Source organism: Streptomyces alboniger, assembly GCF_008704395.1.
Classification (GTDB): Bacteria; Actinomycetota; Actinomycetes; order Streptomycetales; family Streptomycetaceae; genus Streptomyces; species Streptomyces alboniger.
On the sequence record NZ_CP023695.1, the window covers coordinates 4,459,625 to 4,478,987 of the forward strand.

Sequence of the window (19,363 nt, forward strand, 5' to 3'; positions counted from 1 at the left end):
TGGGTGGAACGTTGACTACTCGGCCTGGTTCACGGGTCGGAGGCTGCAAGTACTGCTCTTCGGGGCGTGGAAAGCATGATCTTCGGACGGGACTCGGTCGGGCACGCTGTTGGGTATCTGAAGGTACGGGCTGTCAAGCCTGTCCTTCGGGATGCCGACCCCAGTACACTCACTGGTTTTGCTGGTGGGGTGATGGGTGGTTGGTCGTTGTTTGAGAACTGCACAGTGGACGCGAGCATCTGTGGCCAAGTTTTTAAGGGCGCACGGTGGATGCCTTGGCACCAGGAACCGATGAAGGACGTGGGAGGCCACGATAGTCCCCGGGGAGTCGTCAACCAGGCTTTGATCCGGGGGTTTCCGAATGGGGAAACCCGGCAGTCGTCATGGGCTGTCACCCGCTGCTGAACACATAGGCAGTGTGGAGGGAACGCGGGGAAGTGAAACATCTCAGTACCCGCAGGAAGAGAAAACAACCGTGATTCCGGGAGTAGTGGCGAGCGAAACCGGATGAGGCCAAACCGTATACGTGTGAGACCCGGCAGGGGTTGCGTATGCGGGGTTGTGGGATCTCTCTTTCACAGTCTGCCGGCTGTGAGACGAGTCAGAAACCGTTGATGTAGGCGAAGGACATGCGAAAGGTCCGGCGTAGAGGGTAAGACCCCCGTAGTCGAAACATCAGCGGCTCGTTTGAGAGACACCCAAGTAGCACGGGGCCCGAGAAATCCCGTGTGAATCTGGCGGGACCACCCGTTAAGCCTAAATATTCCCTGGTGACCGATAGCGGATAGTACCGTGAGGGAATGGTGAAAAGTACCGCGGGAGCGGAGTGAAATAGTACCTGAAACCGTGTGCCTACAAGCCGTGGGAGCGTCGGACATCAAGCTTGCTTGGTGTCTCGTGACTGCGTGCCTTTTGAAGAATGAGCCTGCGAGTTTGCGGTGTGTTGCGAGGTTAACCCGTGTGGGGAAGCCGTAGCGAAAGCGAGTCCGAATAGGGCGGTTTAGTAGCGCGCTCAAGACCCGAAGCGGAGTGATCTAGCCATGGGCAGGTTGAAGCGGCTGTAAGAGGTCGTGGAGGACCGAACCCACCAGGGTTGAAAACCTGGGGGATGACCTGTGGTTAGGGGTGAAAGGCCAATCAAACTCCGTGATAGCTGGTTCTCCCCGAAATGCATTTAGGTGCAGCGTCGTGTGTTTCTTGCCGGAGGTAGAGCACTGGATAGGCGATGGGCCCTACCGGGTTACTGACCTTAGCCAAACTCCGAATGCCGGTAAGTGAGAGCACGGCAGTGAGACTGTGGGGGATAAGCTCCATGGTCGAGAGGGAAACAGCCCAGAGCATCGACTAAGGCCCCTAAGCGTACGCTAAGTGGGAAAGGATGTGGAGTCGCAGAGACAACCAGGAGGTTGGCTTAGAAGCAGCCACCCTTGAAAGAGTGCGTAATAGCTCACTGGTCTAGTGATTCCGCGCCGACAATGTAGCGGGGCTCAAGCGTACCGCCGAAGTCGTGTCATTCCAGCATATAGGGCCAACGCCTGCTGGGATGGGTAGGGGAGCGTCGTGTGCCGGGTGAAGCTGCGCCGGAAGGCAGTGGTGGACGGTTCACGAGTGAGAATGCAGGCATGAGTAGCGATACATACGTGAGAAACGTGTGCGCCGATTGACTAAGGGTTCCTGGGTCAAGCTGATCTGCCCAGGGTAAGTCGGGACCTAAGGCGAGGCCGACAGGCGTAGTCGATGGATAACCGGTTGATATTCCGGTACCCGCTGTGAAGCGTCAAACATCGAGCCCATTAATGCTAAGGCCGTGAAGCCGTCCTGATCTCTTCGGAGTTGAGGGAAGTGGTGGAGCCGCTGACCCAAGGTGGTAGTAGGTGAGTGATGGGGTGACGCAGGAAGGTAGTCCAGCCCGGGCGGTGGTTGTCCCGGGGTAAGGGTGTAGGCCGTGTGATAGGTAAATCCGTCGCACATTAAGGCTGAGACCTGATGCCGAGCCGATTGTGGTGAAGTGGATGATCCTATGCTGTCGAGAAAAGCCTCTAGCGAGTTTCATGGCGGCCCGTACCCTAAACCGACTCAGGTGGTCAGGTAGAGAATACCGAGGCGTTCGGGTGAACTATGGTTAAGGAACTCGGCAAAATGCCCCCGTAACTTCGGGAGAAGGGGGGCCATCACTGGTGATCGGATTTACTCCGTGAGCTGGGGGTGGCCGCAGAGACCAGCGAGAAGCGACTGTTTACTAAAAACACAGGTCCGTGCGAAGCCGTAAGGCGATGTATACGGACTGACGCCTGCCCGGTGCTGGAACGTTAAGGGGACCGGTTAGTGCACTTTCGGGTGTGCGAAGCTGAGAACTTAAGCGCCAGTAAACGGCGGTGGTAACTATAACCATCCTAAGGTAGCGAAATTCCTTGTCGGGTAAGTTCCGACCTGCACGAATGGCGTAACGACTTCTCGACTGTCTCAACCATAGGCCCGGTGAAATTGCACTACGAGTAAAGATGCTCGTTTCGCGCAGAAGGACGGAAAGACCCCGGGACCTTTACTACAGTTTGATATTGGTGTTCGGTTCGGCTTGTGTAGGATAGGTGGGAGACTTTGAAGCGGGCACGCCAGTGTTCGTGGAGTCGCCGTTGAAATACCACTCTGGTCGTGCTGGATGTCTAACCTCGGTCCGTGATCCGGATCAGGGACAGTGTCTGATGGGTAGTTTAACTGGGGCGGTTGCCTCCCAAAGAGTAACGGAGGCGCCCAAAGGTTCCCTCAGCCTGGTTGGTAATCAGGTGTTGAGTGTAAGTGCACAAGGGAGCTTGACTGTGAGACCGACGGGTCGAGCAGGGACGAAAGTCGGGACTAGTGATCCGGCGGTGGCTTGTGGAAGCGCCGTCGCTCAACGGATAAAAGGTACCCCGGGGATAACAGGCTGATCTTCCCCAAGAGTCCATATCGACGGGATGGTTTGGCACCTCGATGTCGGCTCGTCGCATCCTGGGGCTGGAGTCGGTCCCAAGGGTTGGGCTGTTCGCCCATTAAAGCGGTACGCGAGCTGGGTTTAGAACGTCGTGAGACAGTTCGGTCCCTATCCTCTGTGCGCGTAGGAATATTGAGAAGGGCTGTCCCTAGTACGAGAGGACCGGGACGGACGAACCTCTGGTGTGCCAGTTGTCCTGCCAAGGGCATGGCTGGTTGGCTACGTTCGGAAAGGATAACCGCTGAAAGCATCTAAGCGGGAAGCCTGCTTCGAGATGAGTATTCCCACCCCCTTTGAGGGGTTAAGGCTCCCAGTAGACGACTGGGTTGATAGGCCAGATCTGGAAGCCCGGTAACGGGTGGAGGTGACTGGTACTAATAGGCCGAGGGCTTGTCCTCAGTTGCTCGCGTCCACTGTGTTGGTTCTGAAACCACGAACAACCCCGTACATGGTCACGTGCGGTGCGGTTGACAGTTTCATAGTGTTTCGGTGGTCATAGCATGAGGGAAACGCCCGGTTACATTCCGAACCCGGAAGCTAAGCCTCATAGCGCCGATGGTACTGCAGGGGGGACCCTGTGGGAGAGTAGGACGCCGCCGAACTAATTTTGAATGGGAAACCCCCGCACCTCATGGTGCGGGGGTTTTCTGCGTTCTGGTCGTGTTTTTGTTGTACACCTGTTCCTTCGCTCCCGGAGCGGACCGATACGGTGACGGGCATGAGCGGCCGCGCACAGCTGATGTGGGACGAGGCAGTAACGGGCTATGACTTCGGCCCGGGGCACCCGATGGACCCGGTCAGACTCGGGCTGACCCGAAGTCTCGTCGGCGCCTTCGGGCTCGACCGGGAGCTGGACGTGGTCGCGGCCAAGCGGGCCGGCGACTCGACGCTGCGGCTCGTGCACCGCGAGGACTATGTGGCGGCGGTCAAGGCGGCCTCCGCCGACCCGGGCTCCGCGCGCGGGGAGTACGGCCTCGGGACGGAGGACGACCCGGCCTTCGCCGGCATGCACGAGGTGTCGGCGCTGATCGCCGGACAGTCGGTGGGGGCGGCCGAGGCGGTGTGGCGCGGCGAGGCCCTGCACGCCGTGAACTTCGCGGGCGGCCTGCACCACGCCATGCCCGGCGGCGCCTCGGGATTCTGCATCTACAACGACGCGGCGCTGGCGATCGCGCGCCTGCTGGAGCTGGGCGCCGAACGGGTCGCGTACGTGGATGTCGACGTGCACCACGGGGACGGGGTCCAGGCCGCGTTCTGGGACGACCCTCGGGTTCTGACGATCTCGCTGCACGAGCACCCCCGGACCCTGTTTCCGCAGACCGGGTGGCCCGAGGAGACAGGCGCGGGAGACGTGGCCGAGGGATCCGCCGCGAATGTCGCGCTGCCGGCCGGGACCGGCGACGCGGGCTGGGTGCGGGCCTTCCACGCCGTCGTACCCGAGCTGCTCGCGGAGTTCCGCCCGCAGGTGCTCGTGACGCAGCACGGCGCCGACACACACTTCGAGGACCCCCTCGCGCACCTCGCCGTCTCGCTGGACGCACAGCGGGCCGTGCAGGTCGCCTGCCACGAGCTGGCCCATGAGTACGCCGGAGGACGGTGGGTCGCGCTGGGGGGCGGGGGATACGCCGTGGTGGATGTGGTGCCGCGGTCCTGGACGCATCTCGTGGGTATCGCCGCGGGGCGGCCCGTGGCGCCCGAGAGCCTGGTCCCCGAGTCCTGGCGGCAGGAAGTGTATGCCCGTACACGGCAGTTGGCGCCCGGCCGGATGACGGACGGGCGATGGCCGGTGGGCTGGAAGGAATGGGAGTCGGGGTACGACCCCGCCGACCGGCTCGACCAGGCCGTCCTCGCGGCGCGGCGTGCGGTGTTCCCCCTGCGGGGGCTGCTGGCGTAGAACGGCTCCTCCCCAACCCGGGGCTGGATTGGCCGGTATTGTGCCCCCGTTAGCCCAACTGTGGGGGTTTTCCGGGGTTTTGACGGCCCGTATGCCCTCGATGCGCCAGCATCGGACCGTGTTGACCACCGGCGCCCTGCGCGCGCACCTGTTGGCGGCTCGGCTGGCCGGGCCCGTGGCCACCTCCAGGGAAGAGAGCCTGCGGAGCTATCGGCTCTTCGCGGCCAGGGATCCCCGGGTGCTGCTCGGGCTCGACCCCGAGTGGAGTTGGGGGTGTGCGGACCTGCTGCGGCTGATGGCCGACAAGTGCGGGGTGTCGGCGGATCCGCGGCACACCACGGGAGCCGACGTCATCGATCCGGAGCGGACGCTGCGGGCGCTCGACGCCTTCGCGGAGCGGCTGGCGGACGCGGCGCGACGGCGGTTGCCGGTACTCTTCGGGACCGGACACCCGCACCGGTTGCTGGGCTTCTACGCCGCGTTGGCGGACGCCTTGTCGGCGGCAGGGTGCACGGTCCTCACCCCCGCGCAGGGCAACAGTGTCGACATAACGACCCGGTTCGGCCTACGCACGTACAACCTTGACTACGTACAAGGAGTCGCGCTGGTGCGCGAACCCGGCGCGCGTTCCACCGGGAGTGAGACCGGCGCACACACCCACTCACCACTCCCGGTTCGGGCCGTTCTGGATGCCGCGGCGGAGGTCGGCGGACCGCTTCCCGAGCTGGTCGTCGGAGACCACGGATGGGTCTGCGGAGCAGGTCAGCTGGGGTTTGAGGCGATCGGTCTGGCGGATACGGACGATCCCGCGCTGTTCGTCGGAGAGGCCGAGGGGCGGGTGTCCGTCGTCGTTCCACTTGATGACGCTGTGCGGTCTGATTACTACCGACCGCTTACTCGCTATGTACTCAATCGAGCGTGTCTGTCACAGTAGGCGGCCGATGGCTGCTCCTCTTCCCCACTCGCATCATCCGCCCCTAGTCTGGGGAGTGAGCGCGCAGCGACGAAGAGTCACCGGAAGGGGAAGCCGGTGCCCGTCATGTGCGGAAGGTTCAGGTGGGGTGTCATGGCTGAGAACCAGAGGCCGCTGAACGAGGTTCAGTTTCTGACCGTGGCGGAAGTCGCCTCGGTGATGCGAGTGTCCAAGATGACCGTGTACCGCTTGGTGCACAGCGGTCATCTGCCCGCCATTCGGGTCGGAAGGTCCTTCCGGGTCCCGGAGCAGGCGGTTCACGAGTACCTCCGCGAGTCCTATGTGGGGGTCGAGGCAGGCTGAGCGCAGGGGCCCGAGGGCCCCTCGCCGCAGGGTCCGCGGAGGATCCATGGCCCTCGATTACGTCCCTCACGCGGGGGCAGGTAGGCTAGGCCGACGTAGGTCGTGTGGGCCCAGTCTGCTGCCCCGCACCGAGTGAAGAGAAGTGAGCGAGGGTAGTCGTGGGCTCTGTTATCAAGAAGCGGCGTAAGCGGATGGCCAAGAAGAAGCACCGCAAGCTGCTGAAGCGCACTCGCGTTCAGCGTCGCAACAAGAAGTAGCGATCGCTGCACAGCGAATTTCGAAGCCCCCCACCACCGGTGGGGGGCTTCGGCATGTTTGGGGCCCTCCCGCGCGGTACTTGAGGGGCGTCGACTTGGTCCGTACGTACCCCTGTGTCCGTCGTCACTTCCCGCAGCACGCGGTCATCACAGCGCAACACGGACCCGCTAGCGTGGGCCGGGACACAGTCGGCTGTGTGCGGCGAGGGTTGGGGAAAGGCAGGCGCTGATCTTGGGCAAGGTCGTGCTCGTGACCGGAGTGGCCCGACAGCTGGGCGGGCGGTTCGTCCGCCGCGTCCAGCGCGACCCGGAGGTCGACCGGGTGATCGCCGTCGACGCGATCCCACCCGAGCACCATCTCGGCGGCGCCGATTTCGTCCAGGCCGATATCCGGCAGCCCGCGATCGCCAAGGTGCTCGCCGAGTACGGGGTGGACACGGTCGTCCACATGGACGTGACGGCGACCGCGCTCGGCCGGGGCGGCCGGAGTTCGGTCAAGGAGACCAACGTCATCGGCACCATGCAGCTGCTCGGCGCCTGCCAGAAGTCGCCGACGGTCAAGCGGCTCGTGGTGAAGTCCAGTACGAGCGTGTACGGCTCCGCGCCCAGGGACCCCGCGGTCTTCACCGAGACCACGCCGCCGAAGTCGCTGCCCAGCGGTGGCTTCGCCAAGGACACCGTCGAGGTCGAGGGCTATGTGCGCGGCTTCGCGCGGCGCCGCCCCGATGTGGCGGTGTGCGTGCTGCGCTTCGCGAACATCCTGGGGCCCGCGGCGGAGTCCCCGCTCGCCGAGTACTTCTCGCTGCCGGTCCTGCCGACCGTGTTCGGCTACGACCCGCGCCTACAGTTCGTCCACGAGGACGACGCGGTCGAGGTGCTGCGCCTGGGTTCGCACGAGCCGCGCCGCGGGACCCTCAACAGTGGAACGTTCAACATCGCGGGCGACGGACAACTGCTGCTCTCGCAGTGCTCGCGACGGCTCGGCCGCCCCACCGTGCCGGTGCTGCTGCCGGCCGTCACCTGGGTCGGTTCGGCGCTGCGCACGCTCGGCGTGACGGACTTCTCGCCGGAGCAGATCCGCCTGCTCACGCACGGCAGGGTCGTGGCCACCCGGCAGATGCGCGAGACACTGGGCTTTGAACCGAAGTACACCACCGCCGAGACGTTCGCGGACTTCGTGCGCAGCCGGGGCCCTGGACTGCTGCCGCCGGGTGCCCTCGCGGGGGCCGTGGACCGGATCGCCGCGCTGCCCGTCGCGGGTGGCAACCGATGCGCCAACTGAGGAGAGCGTCAACGATGGCGGACGCCAAGGTCATTCCGTTCGACGACGACCGGTCGCGCGGGGGTGCGCAGCGCACGCCGCGCCGCAGGTCCGCGCCCCGGCTCACGGGCGATCCCGCGCCCGTGAGCGAGGTCAAGGCGCTGCCGGGCCGGCAGGACGGCCGGGAGGACGCGGAGCCGAGGGTGGAGCGGCCCGAACCGATGGAGGAGGCGGCGCCGCCGGCGCGCGGTGGTGGCTGGGACCGGCGAGTCGCCGGGGGCCTGGCCTTTCTGCGGCGGCGGCTCACCGGTGAGTACGAGGTCGACGACTTCGGTTACGACGAGGAGCTGACCGACAAGGTCCTGATGTCGCTGCTCCGCCCCTTCTACGAGAAGTACTTCCGGGTGGAGGTGAAGGGCGTCGAGAACATACCCGCGGACGGCGGGGCGCTGATCGTCGCCAACCACTCCGGGACCCTGCCGCTGGACGGCCTGATGATGCAGGTCGCGGTGCACGACAACCACCCGCAGGGCCGGCATCTGCGGCTGCTCGCCGCAGACCTCGTCTTCATGCTGCCGGTCATCAACGAACTGGCCCGCAAGGCGGGGCACACGCTGGCCTGCGTGGAGGACGCGGAGCGGCTCCTTGAGCGGGGCGAGCTGGTCGGGGTGATGCCGGAGGGCTTCAAGGGCATCGGGAAGCCGTTCAGCGAGCGCTACAAGCTCCAGCGGTTCGGCCGTGGCGGCTTCGTCTCGACGGCGCTGCGGACGGGTTCGCCGATCGTGCCGTGCTCGATCGTCGGGGCGGAGGAGATCTACCCGATGATCGGCAACGCCAGGACATTGGCGCGTGTCCTCGGCTTCCCCTACTTCCCGATCACGCCGACGTTTCCGTGGCTCGGTCCCTTGGGCGCGGTGCCGTTGCCGACGAAGTGGACGATCCAGTTCGGTGAGCCGATCCCGACGGACGGCTATCCGCCTGAGGCGGCGGAGGACCCGATGCTGATGTTCAACCTGACCGACCAGGTGCGGGAGCAGATACAGCACTCGCTGTACAAGCTGCTGGTGCAGCGGCGGTCCGTGTTCTTCTGAGAGCTCTTCTGACGCGTGGGGTTTCCTGCGTACGTACGTGATGGGGGCGCCCTCCTGATGTGGAGGGCGCCCCCATCACGTACTGACGAGGGTTACCTTGCGTCCCCCTCGTCGATGCCGAGCTCCGGGAGCAGGCCGGGCAGGAGCGGGGGCAGGGTGACGTCCGGCTTGGCCGAGGGGCGGGTCTTGCCGGGCTTGCTCTTGCCGTCCGACGGGGCCGGAGGCGTCTTCCTGTCGGCGGGCGGGTCGAGGAGATCGCCGACGCTGCCGCCGAGGACGTCATCGTCCGGGCTGTGCGGCGAGGAGGGTCTGGGCTTTCCGGCGCCGCCGGGGTCGCCGCGGTGTCCGCCGCCGCTGCCCGATGGGGTGGAGGAGCGTCCGTCCGTGCCGTCGGAGCCGGTGGGGCTCTGCGGGGCGCGGCCGGACGGGCCGCCCTTCTCGGGCGCGCGCGGCAGCAGCGCGCGCAGCGGCTCGACCTCTTCGTCTATGGCGTCGAAGACCGAGTCCACCTGCGCGCCCACGTCACCCAGCTGGACCGGCAGGCGGTCCTGGAGGTCGCTCCAACTCTCGCGGTGCGACCGGGAGAACGCGGACAGCGCCTGGATCGGGCCGAGCGAGCCGTCCCGCTCATACGCCTCAAGGAGGAGGCGGTGGCCCTCGGTGGCGTCGTGCCGCATGCCGGAGAGGGCGCGCCTGACCTCGCCGACGGACTCGTGGTCGAGCGGGCCGGTGCGGCCGCGCTCCATGAGCCTGCGGGCCTCGTTCAGCCGGGTGGAGGCCTGGTCGAGGTAGATCTGGCCGCGGTCCGCGTCGCCGTCGGCCATGCCCAGCTTGAGGTCCTCCATGCCGCGCTTGAGGCCGTACAGCGAGTCGCCCGGGAGGGCGTCCGAGCTGGCGGCGGCGACTCCGCCGAAGGCACCGGCCGCGACGCCGACGGTGAGGCCGCCCGCCGCGATGCCCTTGGAGAGGCGGGAGCGGGGCCGCAGCTTGTGCAGCGGGCCCGCTCGGTGGGCGCCCTTGCGGGAGCGCTGTTCGGGCACCGAGGCACTGCTGCCCTCGAGGAACATGGCTTCCATCGCGGCCACGAGCTGGGCGCGCTGAACGACCTTGACCTCGGGGTCGAGGGCGGGTTTGGGCAGCGCGTCGAGGCTGTCCGCCAGGGCCAGCATGCGGCCCTGCTCGGTCGGCTCGGCGCGGGCCACGGTGGTTTCGGGGGACTCCACGGATGCGGCCGCGGGCGCGGTGGACGCGGAGTCCTCGGACTGCTCGGACTGCTCGGCCGCCGGGTCCTGGTCGGAATGCTCCTCCAGGGCCTGGGCGAAGGCGTTCGCCCGCCGGTGGGCCGATACGTTCGCGATCACTGGCGGCACCTCCTCTCGTCATGACGGTCGACTCCCCAGGGGGTCCTGAGGGTTGCCTGCCCTGAACGGTTCCACACGATCGGGTGAGCGTGGGTGTTCGGGTGGCGACCACAGGGAGCCTGCATCCCGCACAACGAGCGTCGCGGCACTTGGGTTACGGACGGAGGATGATCGGACCGCGAAGAATCGGCGAGGGGCCGTGGCGGCCATCTGGCCGCCACGGAAGGTGAGTTGAGCGCTACGGAGGGCTAGCGCGCGTCGTCCGGGAGGAGGCGGGCGAGAGTGCGCACCGCCCGGTACTGGAGGGTTTTGATCGCGCCTTCGTTCTTGCCCATGACGCGAGCGGTCTCGGCGACGGAGAGACCTTGGAGGAACCGCAGGGTCACGCACTCCTGCTGCTGGGGGTTGAGGCGGCGGACGGCTTCGAGCAGTGCCGCGTTCGACAGGGACTCCAGGACGGAGTCCTCGGGGCTGCGCTCGACCTCATTGGCGTCGAGCATTTCGCCGGTGGTCACTTCGAGACGGAAGCGGCTCGACTTGAAGTGGTCGGCGACCAGGTTGCGAGCGATCGTGACCAGCCAGGCGCCGAAGTCACGACCCTGCCAGGTGAAGGTGCCGATGCGGCGCAGGGCGCGCAGAAAGGTCTCGCTGGTGAGGTCCTCGGCGGTCGCCTTGCCGCCGACGCGGTAGTAGATGTAGCGGTAGACCGTGTCGCTGTACTGGTCGTAGAGGCGGCCGAAGGCGTCCGACTCGCCGGCCTGGGCGCGCTCGACCAGGTCCATCATGCGGGCGCTGTCACTGTCGGCGGCGGGACGGCGGGGGGTGGGCGTAGAGGCGGCGGCGCCGGAGCGGGACCGTCTGCCGACTGCCGCACCGCCGTCCGCCAGGGCATAGCACGGCCCGGCGGGTGCGGGGACGGCGAAGACGGGGACGGCGGGGACGGCGTACGCGGTGGGGACGAAGCCGCGCAAGCGGTCGATGACCGTTGCGCGCAGCGTAGCCAGGCCCGAGGCGTCAACCCCGACGTGTGGGTACACGGGACTCCCAGAGGCAGAGCTTCCATCACGTGCAGTACGGAACCGTTCACTCGTCGTAGCGACGCGCGGGGTCCCTCATGCGTTTGAGGAGAATAACGCTTCGTACAGGCAGTGCTACACCCAGTTGCTCAAATCATCGATTACGTCGCTTCTGTAACCGATTGGAGGCGCTTCAAGTATCAGAGAGTGAGCGCTTGTTGATCGGAACGGTTCACATTCCGTCGCCACGCGGGGCGTGTTGTGCCCGAGTTCAACCCGCGGGACTGGCCGGAGGCGGGGCGGGGTAGGAGCGGGGGAATGCGCGGTGACCGGCGGCGTTACGGGCGGGGGCCGGTGACGGTGAGTCAGTGGCGGCGGCGGTGCAGGGCGATCGCCGCGGCCGTGCCGCCCGCGAGCGCGCCGACGCCCGCCGCGGCGGGGATGCCGACCTTCGCCGCCTTGCGGCCGGTGCGGTAGTCGCGCAGCCGCCAGTCCCGCTCGCGGGCGTGCTTGCGCAGCTTGGCGTCGGGGTTGATCGCGTACGGGTGCCCGACGAGCGAGAGCATCGGGATGTCGTTGTGCGAGTCGCTGTACGCGGCGCAGCGGCCGAGGTCCAGGCCCTCGGCGGCGGCCAGGGCGCGGACGGCCTCGGCCTTGGCGGGGCCGTGCAGGGGCTCACCGACGAGCTTGCCGGTGTAGACGCCGCCGATGGACTCGGCGACGGTGCCGAGGGCGCCGGTCAGGCCGAGGCGGCGGGCGATGACCGTGGCGATCTCCACCGGGGCGGCGGTGACCAGCCAGACCTTCTGGCCCGCGTCGAGGTGGGCCTGGGCGAGGGCGCGGGTGCCCGGCCAGATGCGCTCGGCCATGTACTCGTCGTAGATCTCCTCGCCGATGGTCATCAGCTCGGCGACGCGGTGGCCCTTGACGATGGACAGGGCGCTGTCGCGGGCGTCCTGCATGTGCTCGGGGTCCTCGACGCCCGCGAGCCTGAACCACGCCTGCTGCCAGGCGAATCGGACCAGTTCCTGGCGCTCGAAGAACTTCCGCTTGTACAGGCCGCGGCCGAAGTGGAAGATCGCGGCGCCCTGCATCACGGTGTTGTCGAGGTCGAAGAAGGCGGCGGCCTCCACGTCGCCGACGACGGGGAACTCCGGTTCGCCGGGGCCTTCCTCGGGCACGGTCCGCCCGGTGAGTTCCTCCAGCTCCTGGGAGGATTTGCGGGCGGCCTCGGCCGAGGCCTCGCCTGCCAACACGCTCCGCGCCGTGGCGGAGCGCCTACGGGGGGTGAGCCATCCGAGAGCGGCCATGCCGTGAGCATAGCTAGTTCGTTCGGTGGTTCCGGAGTCGGTGGGATGCCGCCCTGTGAACTCTTCGCGGCCGGGCCGTTAAACGGCGTGGGTCCGGTGCGGCCGCCGGGCGCGTCGGCGGGGCGAGAATGGGGGCATGAGCCCGATTTTTCGTCGTACGGAGAAGAAGAAGCCCGCGGATCGCACGGTCACCCTGATCGGGAAGCCGGGCTGTCATCTGTGTGATGACGCACAGCTGGTGATCGAGAAGGTCTGCGGGGAGCTGGGGGCCGCGTGGGAGAAGAAGGACATCACTCAGGACGAGGAACTGCACCGGGCCTACTGGGAGCAGATCCCGGTCGTCCTGGTGGACGGGGAGCAGCACACCTTCTGGCGCGTGGACGAGGCCCGGCTGCGGCGCGAGCTGGCCGGCTGACCGTCTGAAGTTACTGACCGGGTAGTCCAAACTGGCCCCGAAGTCGTTTACGCTTTGGGGCGGTTTTGGTCTCGGGGGCGATGATCGTGAGGGAGAGTGTGCGGTTTTGCCCCCATCCAATAAGCAACGGCGCCGCCCGCGCTTCGGTTCCACGATCGTGCGCCGGGGGCGCGTGACCCCGGTCACGTTGGCCGGGCAAATCGGACACAATCTTTGTGCACGCGTTCACAAAGACATAGCCTGCTGTCGACGGGGCGGTCTGGGGACGAGTGACCGCCTACAGCCCCGCTCTACCCGCAGGAGCACCGTGGCAACTGGCCGAACTCACCGACCGGCGACCCGCAGCCGAGGGATTCCCGAGGCCACTGTCGCCAGGCTTCCGCTGTACCTCCGAGCCCTCACCGCACTGTCGGAGCGCTCGGTGCCCACGGTCTCCTCCGAGGAGCTCGCGGCCGCCGCGGGGGTCAACTCCGCGAAGCTGCGCAAGGACTTCTCGTACCTCGGTTCGTACGGGACGCGAGGCGTCGGCTACGACGTCGAGTATCTCGTGTACCAGATCTCCCGTGAACTCGGCCTGACGCAGGATTGGCCTGTTGTCATCGTCGGCATCGGCAACCTCGGCGCCGCCCTGGCCAACTACGGCGGGTTCGCCTCGCGTGGTTTCCGTGTCGCGGCGCTGATCGACGCCGATCCGGCAATGGCCGGAAAGCCCGTCGCCGGCATGCCCGTGCAGCACACCGACGACCTTGAGCGGATCATCGAGGACAACGGCGTCTCGATCGGTGTCATCGCCACCCCGGCCGGGGCGGCCCAGCAGGTCTGCGAGCGGCTCGTCGCCGCGGGTGTGACCTCCATCCTGAACTTCGCGCCGACCGTGCTCTCCGTGCCGGACGGCGTCGACGTACGCAAGGTCGACCTCTCCATCGAGTTGCAGATCCTCGCCTTCCACGAGCAACGCAAGGCCGGTGAGGAGGCCGCCGCGGACGGTGTCGCGCCGCCCGTCGCGGCCAAGCCGCACCGCAAGGGACCCGACGGGGACGTCCCCGCCGTGATGCCGGCATGAGTCTCCTGGTCGTAGGGCTGAGCCATCGCAGCGCTCCGGTGAGCGTCCTGGAGCGCGCCGCGCTGCCCGCGGACACGCAGGCGAAGCTGTTGCAGGACTCGGTGGCCGCCGAGCCCGCGGCCGAGGCGGCCGTGCTCGCCACCTGCAACCGCATCGAGCTGTACGCGGACGTCGACAAGTTCCACGCGGGTGTCGCCGAGCTGTCGACGCTGCTCGCGCAGCACAGCGGGGTGGGCCTGGACGAGCTGACTCCTTATCTGTACGTCCACTACGAGGACCGGGCCGTCCATCACCTCTTCTCGGTGGCGTGCGGCCTCGACTCGATGGTCGTCGGCGAGGGGCAGATCCTCGGGCAGATCAAGGACGCCCTCGCGCGTGCGCAGGAGCTGCACACCGCGGGCCGGCTCCTCAACGACCTGTTCCAGCAGGCCCTCAGGGTCGGCAAGCGCGCGCACTCCGAGACCGGGATCGACCGGGCCGGGCAGTCGCTCGTCACCTTCGGCCTCGAACAGCTCGCCGTGCGCGAGCCGGTCGAGACCTGGGCCAAGGGCAAGCGGGCCCTGGTCATCGGCGCGGGCTCCATGTCCTCGCTCGCCGCGGCGACGCTCGCGCGGGCCGGGGTCGAGGAGGTCGTGGTCGCCAACCGCACGCTGGAGCGCGCCGAGCGGCTCGCGGCCATCCTGGGGGAGCAGGGCGACGCGGGCGTGAGCGCGCGAGCCGTGCCCATGGACCAGGTGGCCCACGAACTGACACGTGCCGATGTGGCGGTGTCCTGCACGGGCGCCACCGGTCTGGTGCTGACGGCGGACGCGGTCGCCGCGGCCGTCGAGGGGCGCCTGCCCGCGGGCGCCTGGGCGGGTGACCTCCCCGCGCAGGCCAGGAACGGCTCGGCGGGCCAGACCGCGTCGCAGCCGACCGTGGCCGACGAGGGCTGCCCCGTCGACCTCTCCGCGCCGCGCGGCTTCTCCGTCGCCGGTGAGGCCGCCGTCGCCGGGATGGACGCCGCGTCCCTGGAGCAGCACGCCGCCTGGGTGGACAACGCCCCGGCCGAGCGCCGCGAGGAGAAGGCCGACCCGCAGGCCGAGGCGGACGCCATCGCCGCGCTGGTGGCGGCCGCGCGCGTCTCGGGCAGGCTGCCCGAGCGGCGCAGGCCCCTCCCGTCGGCGAGTGCGGCCCGCCCGGCCGTGCTGGCCCTGCTCGACCTCGCCATGCCCCGCGACATCGACGCCGCCGTGCACCGCATCCCCGGCGTACGTCTTGTCGACATCGAGTCGCTGGCCGAGGCCTCCGCCGACGCCCCGATGGCCGCGGACGTCGAGCAGGTGCGCGGCATCGTCTCCGACGAGGTCGCCGCCTTCGGTGCCGCGCAGCGCGCCGCGCACATCACGCCTACCGTGGTCGCCCTGCGCACCATGGCCGCCGATGTGGTGGCGAGCGAGATCGCGCGGCTCGACGGACGGCTGCCGGGCCTCGGGGACAAGCAGCGCGCGGAGATCACGCAGACCGTGCGCCGCGTCGTGGACAAACTGCTGCACGCGCCGACGGTGCGGGTCAAGCAGCTGGCGAGCGAGCCGGGCGGCGCCGGGTACGCGGACGCGCTGCGCACGCTCTTCGACCTCGACCCGCAGACGGTCGCGGCGGTCAGCAGGGCCGACCACCTGACCGCGGACCGCCCGAACGCCGACCACGTGAACAACGAGAACGACGACCCGAATAGAGGCCGGGCATGACCGAGAGGGCTCTGAGGCTCGGGACCAGGCGCAGCAAGCTGGCCATGGCCCAGTCGGGCCAAGTGGCCGAAAAGGTGCGGCAGTTGACCGGCCGCCCCGTCGAACTCGTGGAGATCACGACGTACGGCGACATCTCGCGCGAGCACCTGGCGCAGATCGGCGGCACCGGCGTCTTCGTCGCCGCCCTGCGCGAGGCGCTGGTCCGGGGCGAGGTCGACTTCGCCGTGCACTCGCTCAAGGACCTGCCCACCGCGCAGCCCGAGGAACTCGTCCTCGCCGCCGTGCCGGAGCGCGAGGACCCCCGCGACGTCCTGATCGCCCGCGACGGGCTGACCTTCGCCGAGCTGCCCGACGGCGCTCGGGTCGGCACCGGCTCGCCGCGCCGCATGGCGCAGCTGAACGCCTACGCGCGCAGCCACGGCATGACCATCCAGACCGTGCCGATCCGCGGGAACATCGACACCCGCATCGGATACGTGCACAAGGGGGAGCTCGACGCCGTCGTGCTCGCCGCCGCCGGACTGAGCCGCATCGGCCGGACCGGCGAGGTGACCGACTTCCTGTCGGTCGACACCGTTCTGCCCGCCCCCGGCCAGGGGGCACTGGCGATCGAGTGTGCCGCGCACAACGCGTCACTCGCCGCCGCGCTCGCCGAGCTCGACGACCCGTACACCCGGGCCGCCGTGACCGCCGAGCGGTCCCTGCTCGCCGCCCTGGAAGCCGGTTGCAGCGCACCTGTGGGTGCGTTGGCCGACTTGCTGGCCGACGGGCAGATTGTCAAGGAAATGCGCCTGCGCGGTGTCGTCGGTACGACCGACGGCTCGACGCTGGTGCAGCTGTCCACCACCGGTCCCGTGCCCGAGACGGAGACGCAAGCCATGGCGCTTGGCCGTGAACTCGCGGTCGAGATGCTCGCCAAGGGCGCGGCCGGTCTGATGGGGGAGCGAGCACTTTGAGCCCCACCTCGAACCTTCCCGGCATTCCCGCACACGGGCACGTCACCTTCCTGGGTGCCGGACCCGGAGATCCGGGACTGCTGACCCTGCGCGCCGTCGAGGCGCTGGCCCGAGCGGATGTGCTGATCGCCGAGCCTGATGTGCTCGACGTCGTCCGTGTGCATGCCAAGGGAGGTGTGGACACACCCCTGCCGCCGACCACTGACGACACGTCAGCAACCGCGGACACGACGACGATCCGAGTCGCCGCCAATCTTGTCATGGAGGCCGCGAGGGGCGGCAAGCGGGTCGTGCGCGCGGTCAGCGGCGACCCCGGCCTCGACACGGACGCGGCGCAGGAGATGCTCGCCTGCGCCGCCGAGGGCATCTCCTTCGAGGTCGTGCCGGGCATCGCGGCCGCGGTCGGTGTGCCCGCGTACGCCGGTGTGCCGCTGCGGGACTCGCAGGGCGCGGACGTCCGCTTCGTCGACGCCCGTACGGCGTCCGACCGCTGCTGGAGCGAGGTCGGCGCGTCCGACGGGACCGCGGTGGTCTCCACGTCGCTCGACTCCGTCGCGGCGGCCGCGGGCGAGCTGGTGGCCGCGGGCCGCAAGCCGGACACCCCGATGACGGTGACCATCGCCGGTACGACGACGCGCCAGCGCACCTGGAACGCGACGCTCGGCACCATCGCGCAGGTCCTCAAGCAGGCGAAGGTGCTGCCCTCGCCCGACGGGGGGCAGCCCGTCATAGCCGTGGTCGGCGAGCGCTCCGCCGCCGCCCAGCGCGACCAGCTGTCGTGGTTCGAGTCGAAGCCCCTCTTCGGCTGGCGCGTGCTCGTCCCGCGTACGAAGGAGCAGGCGGCCTCGCTCTCCGACCAGCTGCGCTCCTACGGCGCGGTGCCGCACGAGGTGCCGACCATCGCGGTCGAGCCGCCGCGCACGCCCCAGCAGATGGAGCGCGCGGTCAAGGGCCTGGTCACCGGGCGGTACGAGTGGATCGCCTTCACGTCCGTCAACGCGGTGAAGGCGGTGCGGGAGAAGTTCGAGGAGTACGGGCTCGACGCGCGTGCCTTCGCCGGGATCAAGGTCGCGGCCGTCGGTGAGCAGACGGCCGCCGCGCTGATCGCCTTCGGCGTCAAGCCCGACCTGGTGCCGAGCGGTGAGCAGTCGGCCGCGGGCCTCCTGGAGGACTGGCCGCCCTACGACCCGGTCTTCGACCCGATCGACCGCGTCTTCCTGCCGCGGGCCGACATCGCCACGGAGACGCTGGTCGCCGGTCTCATCGACCTGGGCTGGGAGGTCGACGACGTCACGGCCTACCGGACCGTGCGCGCCTCGCCGCCGCCGGCAGAGACGCGGGAGGCCATCAAGGGCGGCGGTTTCGACGCCGTGCTCTTCACGTCCTCCTCGACCGTGCGCAACCTCGTCGGCATCGCGGGCAAGCCGCACAACGTGACGGTCATCGCGTGTATCGGCCCCGCCACCGCGAAGACGGCGGAGGAGCACGGGCTGCGGGTGGACGTGATGGCTCCGGAGCCCTCGGTGCACAAGCTGGCCCAGGCGCTGGCCGACTTCGGTTCGCAGCGGCGGGCCGCGGCGCTGGACGCCGGGGACCCCGTGACGCGGCCGAGCGAGCGTCGGCCCGGTTCGCGTCGGCGACGCACCGCGCCGTAGGTTCTTGTGGGCGGGCTTCCCGGCCCGCCCACAACGACAGCAGCGTACGAATCCAGGTGACGTCAGTGACGAAGTACGGATCTTTCCCCGGTACGCGGCCGCGGCGGCTGCGGACGACTCCGGCCATGCGGCGCATGGTCGCCGAGACGCGGCTGCATCCGGCCGATCTGATCCTGCCCGCGTTCGTGCGCGAGGGGATCAGCGAGCCGGTGGCGATCGGCTCCATGCCCGGCGTCTTCCAGCACACCCGCGACACTTTGAAGAAGGCGGCCGTCGAGGCGCTGGAGGCCGGGGTCTCCGGGATCATGCTCTTCGGGGTGCCGGAGGAGTCGAAGAAGGACGCCGCCGGGACGGTGGGCACCGACCCCGACGGGATCTTGCAGCTCGCCCTGCGGGACGTGCGTTCCGAGGTCGGCGACGACCTCATCGTCATGTCCGACCTGTGCCTGGACGAGTTCACCGACCACGGGCACTGCGGGGTGCTGGACTCCGAGGGTCGCGTCGACAACGACGCGACCCTTGAGCGGTACGCGGAGATGGCCCAGGTCCAGGCCGACGCGGGCGCCCATGTGGTCGGCCCGAGCGGCATGATGGACGGTCAGATCGGCGTCGTCCGCGACGCGTTGGACCAGGTCGGCCACGAGGACGTGTCGATCCTCGCCTACACCGTGAAGTACTCCTCGGCGTTCTTCGGCCCCTTCCGCGAGGCGGTCGGCTCGTCGCTGAAGGGCGACCGCAAGACGTACCAGCAGGACCCGGCCAACGCCCGGGAGTCCCTGCGGGAGCTGGCGCTCGATCTGGACGAGGGCGCCGACATGGTGATGGTGAAGCCCGCCGGGCCCTACCTCGACATCCTCGCGAAGGTCGCCGACGCGGTGGACGTGCCGGTGGCGGCGTACCAGATCAGCGGTGAGTACGCGATGATCGAGGCCGCCGCCGAGCGCGGCTGGATCGACCGGGACAAGGCGATCATGGAGTCCCTCACGGGGATCAAGCGCGCGGGCGCCAACATGATCCTCACGTACTGGGCCACCGAGGTGGCGCGGCAGCTGTGACCCCGGCTGCGGCCCCGGGCCGGTCGGGGCTTGACCTCAACTTCGGTTGAGG

15 protein-coding genes and 2 rRNA genes are annotated in these 19,363 nt (G+C 68.4%); 14 read left to right on the forward strand and 3 right to left on the reverse strand.

Annotation, left to right across the window (positions count from 1 at the left end):
• The first annotated feature begins 243 nt into the window (after positions 1 to 243).
• The 8 genes from CP975_RS19935 (at position 244) to CP975_RS19970 (ending at position 8,750) form a co-directional block, all read left to right on the forward strand.
• A 23S ribosomal RNA gene (locus tag CP975_RS19935) occupies positions 244 to 3,369 on the forward strand.
• Positions 3,370 to 3,456: 87 nt separating this feature from the next.
• Positions 3,457 to 3,573, forward strand: a 5S ribosomal RNA gene (rrf, locus tag CP975_RS19940).
• A gap of 116 nt (positions 3,574 to 3,689) precedes the next feature.
• Positions 3,690 to 4,865, forward strand: coding sequence for an acetoin utilization protein AcuC (locus CP975_RS19945; protein ID WP_055534180.1), 1,176 nt, complete (start codon positions 3,690 to 3,692; stop codon positions 4,863 to 4,865).
• Positions 4,866 to 4,983: 118 nt separating this feature from the next.
• Complete coding sequence (locus tag CP975_RS19950) at positions 4,984 to 5,799, forward strand: phosphatase (protein WP_055534178.1); 816 nt, start codon at positions 4,984 to 4,986, stop codon at positions 5,797 to 5,799.
• A 132-nt stretch (positions 5,800 to 5,931) separates the two neighbouring features.
• Positions 5,932 to 6,141: a helix-turn-helix domain-containing protein gene (locus CP975_RS19955; RefSeq protein ID WP_062770509.1), complete on the forward strand. Its 210-nt coding sequence runs from the start codon at positions 5,932 to 5,934 to the stop codon at positions 6,139 to 6,141.
• A 158-nt stretch (positions 6,142 to 6,299) separates the two neighbouring features.
• Positions 6,300 to 6,398 (forward strand): 30S ribosomal protein bS22, encoded by a 99-nt coding sequence (locus CP975_RS19960; protein WP_003948845.1) that lies wholly within the window; start codon positions 6,300 to 6,302, stop codon positions 6,396 to 6,398.
• Positions 6,399 to 6,630: 232 nt separating this feature from the next.
• The gene (locus CP975_RS19965; protein ID WP_055534173.1) at positions 6,631 to 7,680 is read left to right on the forward strand and encodes an NAD-dependent epimerase/dehydratase family protein; all 1,050 of its coding nucleotides are present in this window, start codon (positions 6,631 to 6,633) and stop codon (positions 7,678 to 7,680) included.
• Between the two features lie 14 nt (positions 7,681 to 7,694).
• Entirely contained in the window at positions 7,695 to 8,750 is a 1,056-nt protein-coding gene (locus CP975_RS19970) for a lysophospholipid acyltransferase family protein (protein ID WP_055534171.1), read from the forward strand.
• 92 nt (positions 8,751 to 8,842) lie between these two features.
• Here the strand turns inward: CP975_RS19970 and CP975_RS19975 are convergent, their stop codons facing one another.
• From CP975_RS19975 to CP975_RS19985, 3 genes are all read right to left on the reverse strand, one after another.
• Complete coding sequence (locus CP975_RS19975) at positions 8,843 to 10,111, reverse strand: DUF5667 domain-containing protein (protein WP_055534169.1); 1,269 nt, start codon at positions 10,109 to 10,111, stop codon at positions 8,843 to 8,845.
• Positions 10,112 to 10,359: 248 nt separating this feature from the next.
• Positions 10,360 to 11,148, reverse strand: coding sequence for an ECF subfamily RNA polymerase sigma factor, BldN family (locus tag CP975_RS19980; protein ID WP_055534167.1), 789 nt, complete (start codon positions 11,146 to 11,148; stop codon positions 10,360 to 10,362).
• A 344-nt stretch (positions 11,149 to 11,492) separates the two neighbouring features.
• Positions 11,493 to 12,437 (reverse strand): HAD family hydrolase, encoded by a 945-nt coding sequence (locus CP975_RS19985; RefSeq protein ID WP_055534165.1) that lies wholly within the window; start codon positions 12,435 to 12,437, stop codon positions 11,493 to 11,495.
• Positions 12,438 to 12,573: 136 nt separating this feature from the next.
• Here CP975_RS19985 and CP975_RS19990 point away from each other — a divergent pair, with 136 nt between their 5' ends.
• The 6 genes from CP975_RS19990 to hemB all read left to right on the forward strand — a co-directional run bounded on the left by CP975_RS19990 (position 12,574) and on the right by hemB (position 19,311).
• Complete coding sequence (locus CP975_RS19990; protein ID WP_030791715.1) at positions 12,574 to 12,852, forward strand: glutaredoxin family protein; 279 nt, start codon at positions 12,574 to 12,576, stop codon at positions 12,850 to 12,852.
• A 307-nt stretch (positions 12,853 to 13,159) separates the two neighbouring features.
• Positions 13,160 to 13,915 carry a redox-sensing transcriptional repressor Rex gene (locus CP975_RS19995; protein WP_030791719.1) on the forward strand — a complete coding sequence of 252 codons (756 nt, stop codon included), beginning with the start codon at positions 13,160 to 13,162 and terminating at the stop codon, positions 13,913 to 13,915.
• Entirely contained in the window at positions 13,912 to 15,645 is a 1,734-nt protein-coding gene (locus tag CP975_RS20000) for a glutamyl-tRNA reductase (RefSeq protein ID WP_055534163.1), read from the forward strand. Before CP975_RS19995 ends, CP975_RS20000 begins: the two co-directional genes overlap by 4 nt.
• Positions 15,642 to 16,601, forward strand: coding sequence for a hydroxymethylbilane synthase (gene hemC, locus CP975_RS20005; protein WP_055534161.1), 960 nt, complete (start codon positions 15,642 to 15,644; stop codon positions 16,599 to 16,601). Before CP975_RS20000 ends, hemC begins: the two co-directional genes overlap by 4 nt.
• Positions 16,598 to 18,256: a bifunctional uroporphyrinogen-III C-methyltransferase/uroporphyrinogen-III synthase gene (locus CP975_RS20010; protein ID WP_055534159.1), complete on the forward strand. Its 1,659-nt coding sequence runs from the start codon at positions 16,598 to 16,600 to the stop codon at positions 18,254 to 18,256. The genes hemC and CP975_RS20010 overlap by 4 nt, the downstream gene beginning before the upstream one ends.
• Positions 18,257 to 18,321: 65 nt before the next feature.
• Complete coding sequence (gene hemB, locus CP975_RS20015) at positions 18,322 to 19,311, forward strand: porphobilinogen synthase (RefSeq protein ID WP_150477192.1); 990 nt, start codon at positions 18,322 to 18,324, stop codon at positions 19,309 to 19,311.
• Positions 19,312 to 19,363 lie beyond the last annotated feature (52 nt).

Excerpts from the sequence above, each read along its gene's own strand:
- CP975_RS20000 (WP_055534163.1), top strand. The coding sequence starts at position 13,912 with ATGAGTCTCCTGGTCGTAGGGCTGAGCCATCGCAGCGCTCCGGTGAGC.
- hemC (WP_055534161.1), top strand. The coding sequence starts at position 15,642 with ATGACCGAGAGGGCTCTGAGGCTCGGGACCAGGCGCAGCAAGCTGGCC.
- CP975_RS19970 (WP_055534171.1), top strand. The coding sequence starts at position 7,695 with ATGGCGGACGCCAAGGTCATTCCGTTCGACGACGACCGGTCGCGCGGG.
- CP975_RS19945 (WP_055534180.1), top strand. The coding sequence starts at position 3,690 with ATGAGCGGCCGCGCACAGCTGATGTGGGACGAGGCAGTAACGGGCTAT.
- CP975_RS19955 (WP_062770509.1), top strand. The coding sequence starts at position 5,932 with ATGGCTGAGAACCAGAGGCCGCTGAACGAGGTTCAGTTTCTGACCGTG.
- CP975_RS19985 (WP_055534165.1), bottom strand. The coding sequence starts at position 12,437 with ATGGCCGCTCTCGGATGGCTCACCCCCCGTAGGCGCTCCGCCACGGCG.
- CP975_RS19990 (WP_030791715.1), top strand. The coding sequence starts at position 12,574 with ATGAGCCCGATTTTTCGTCGTACGGAGAAGAAGAAGCCCGCGGATCGC.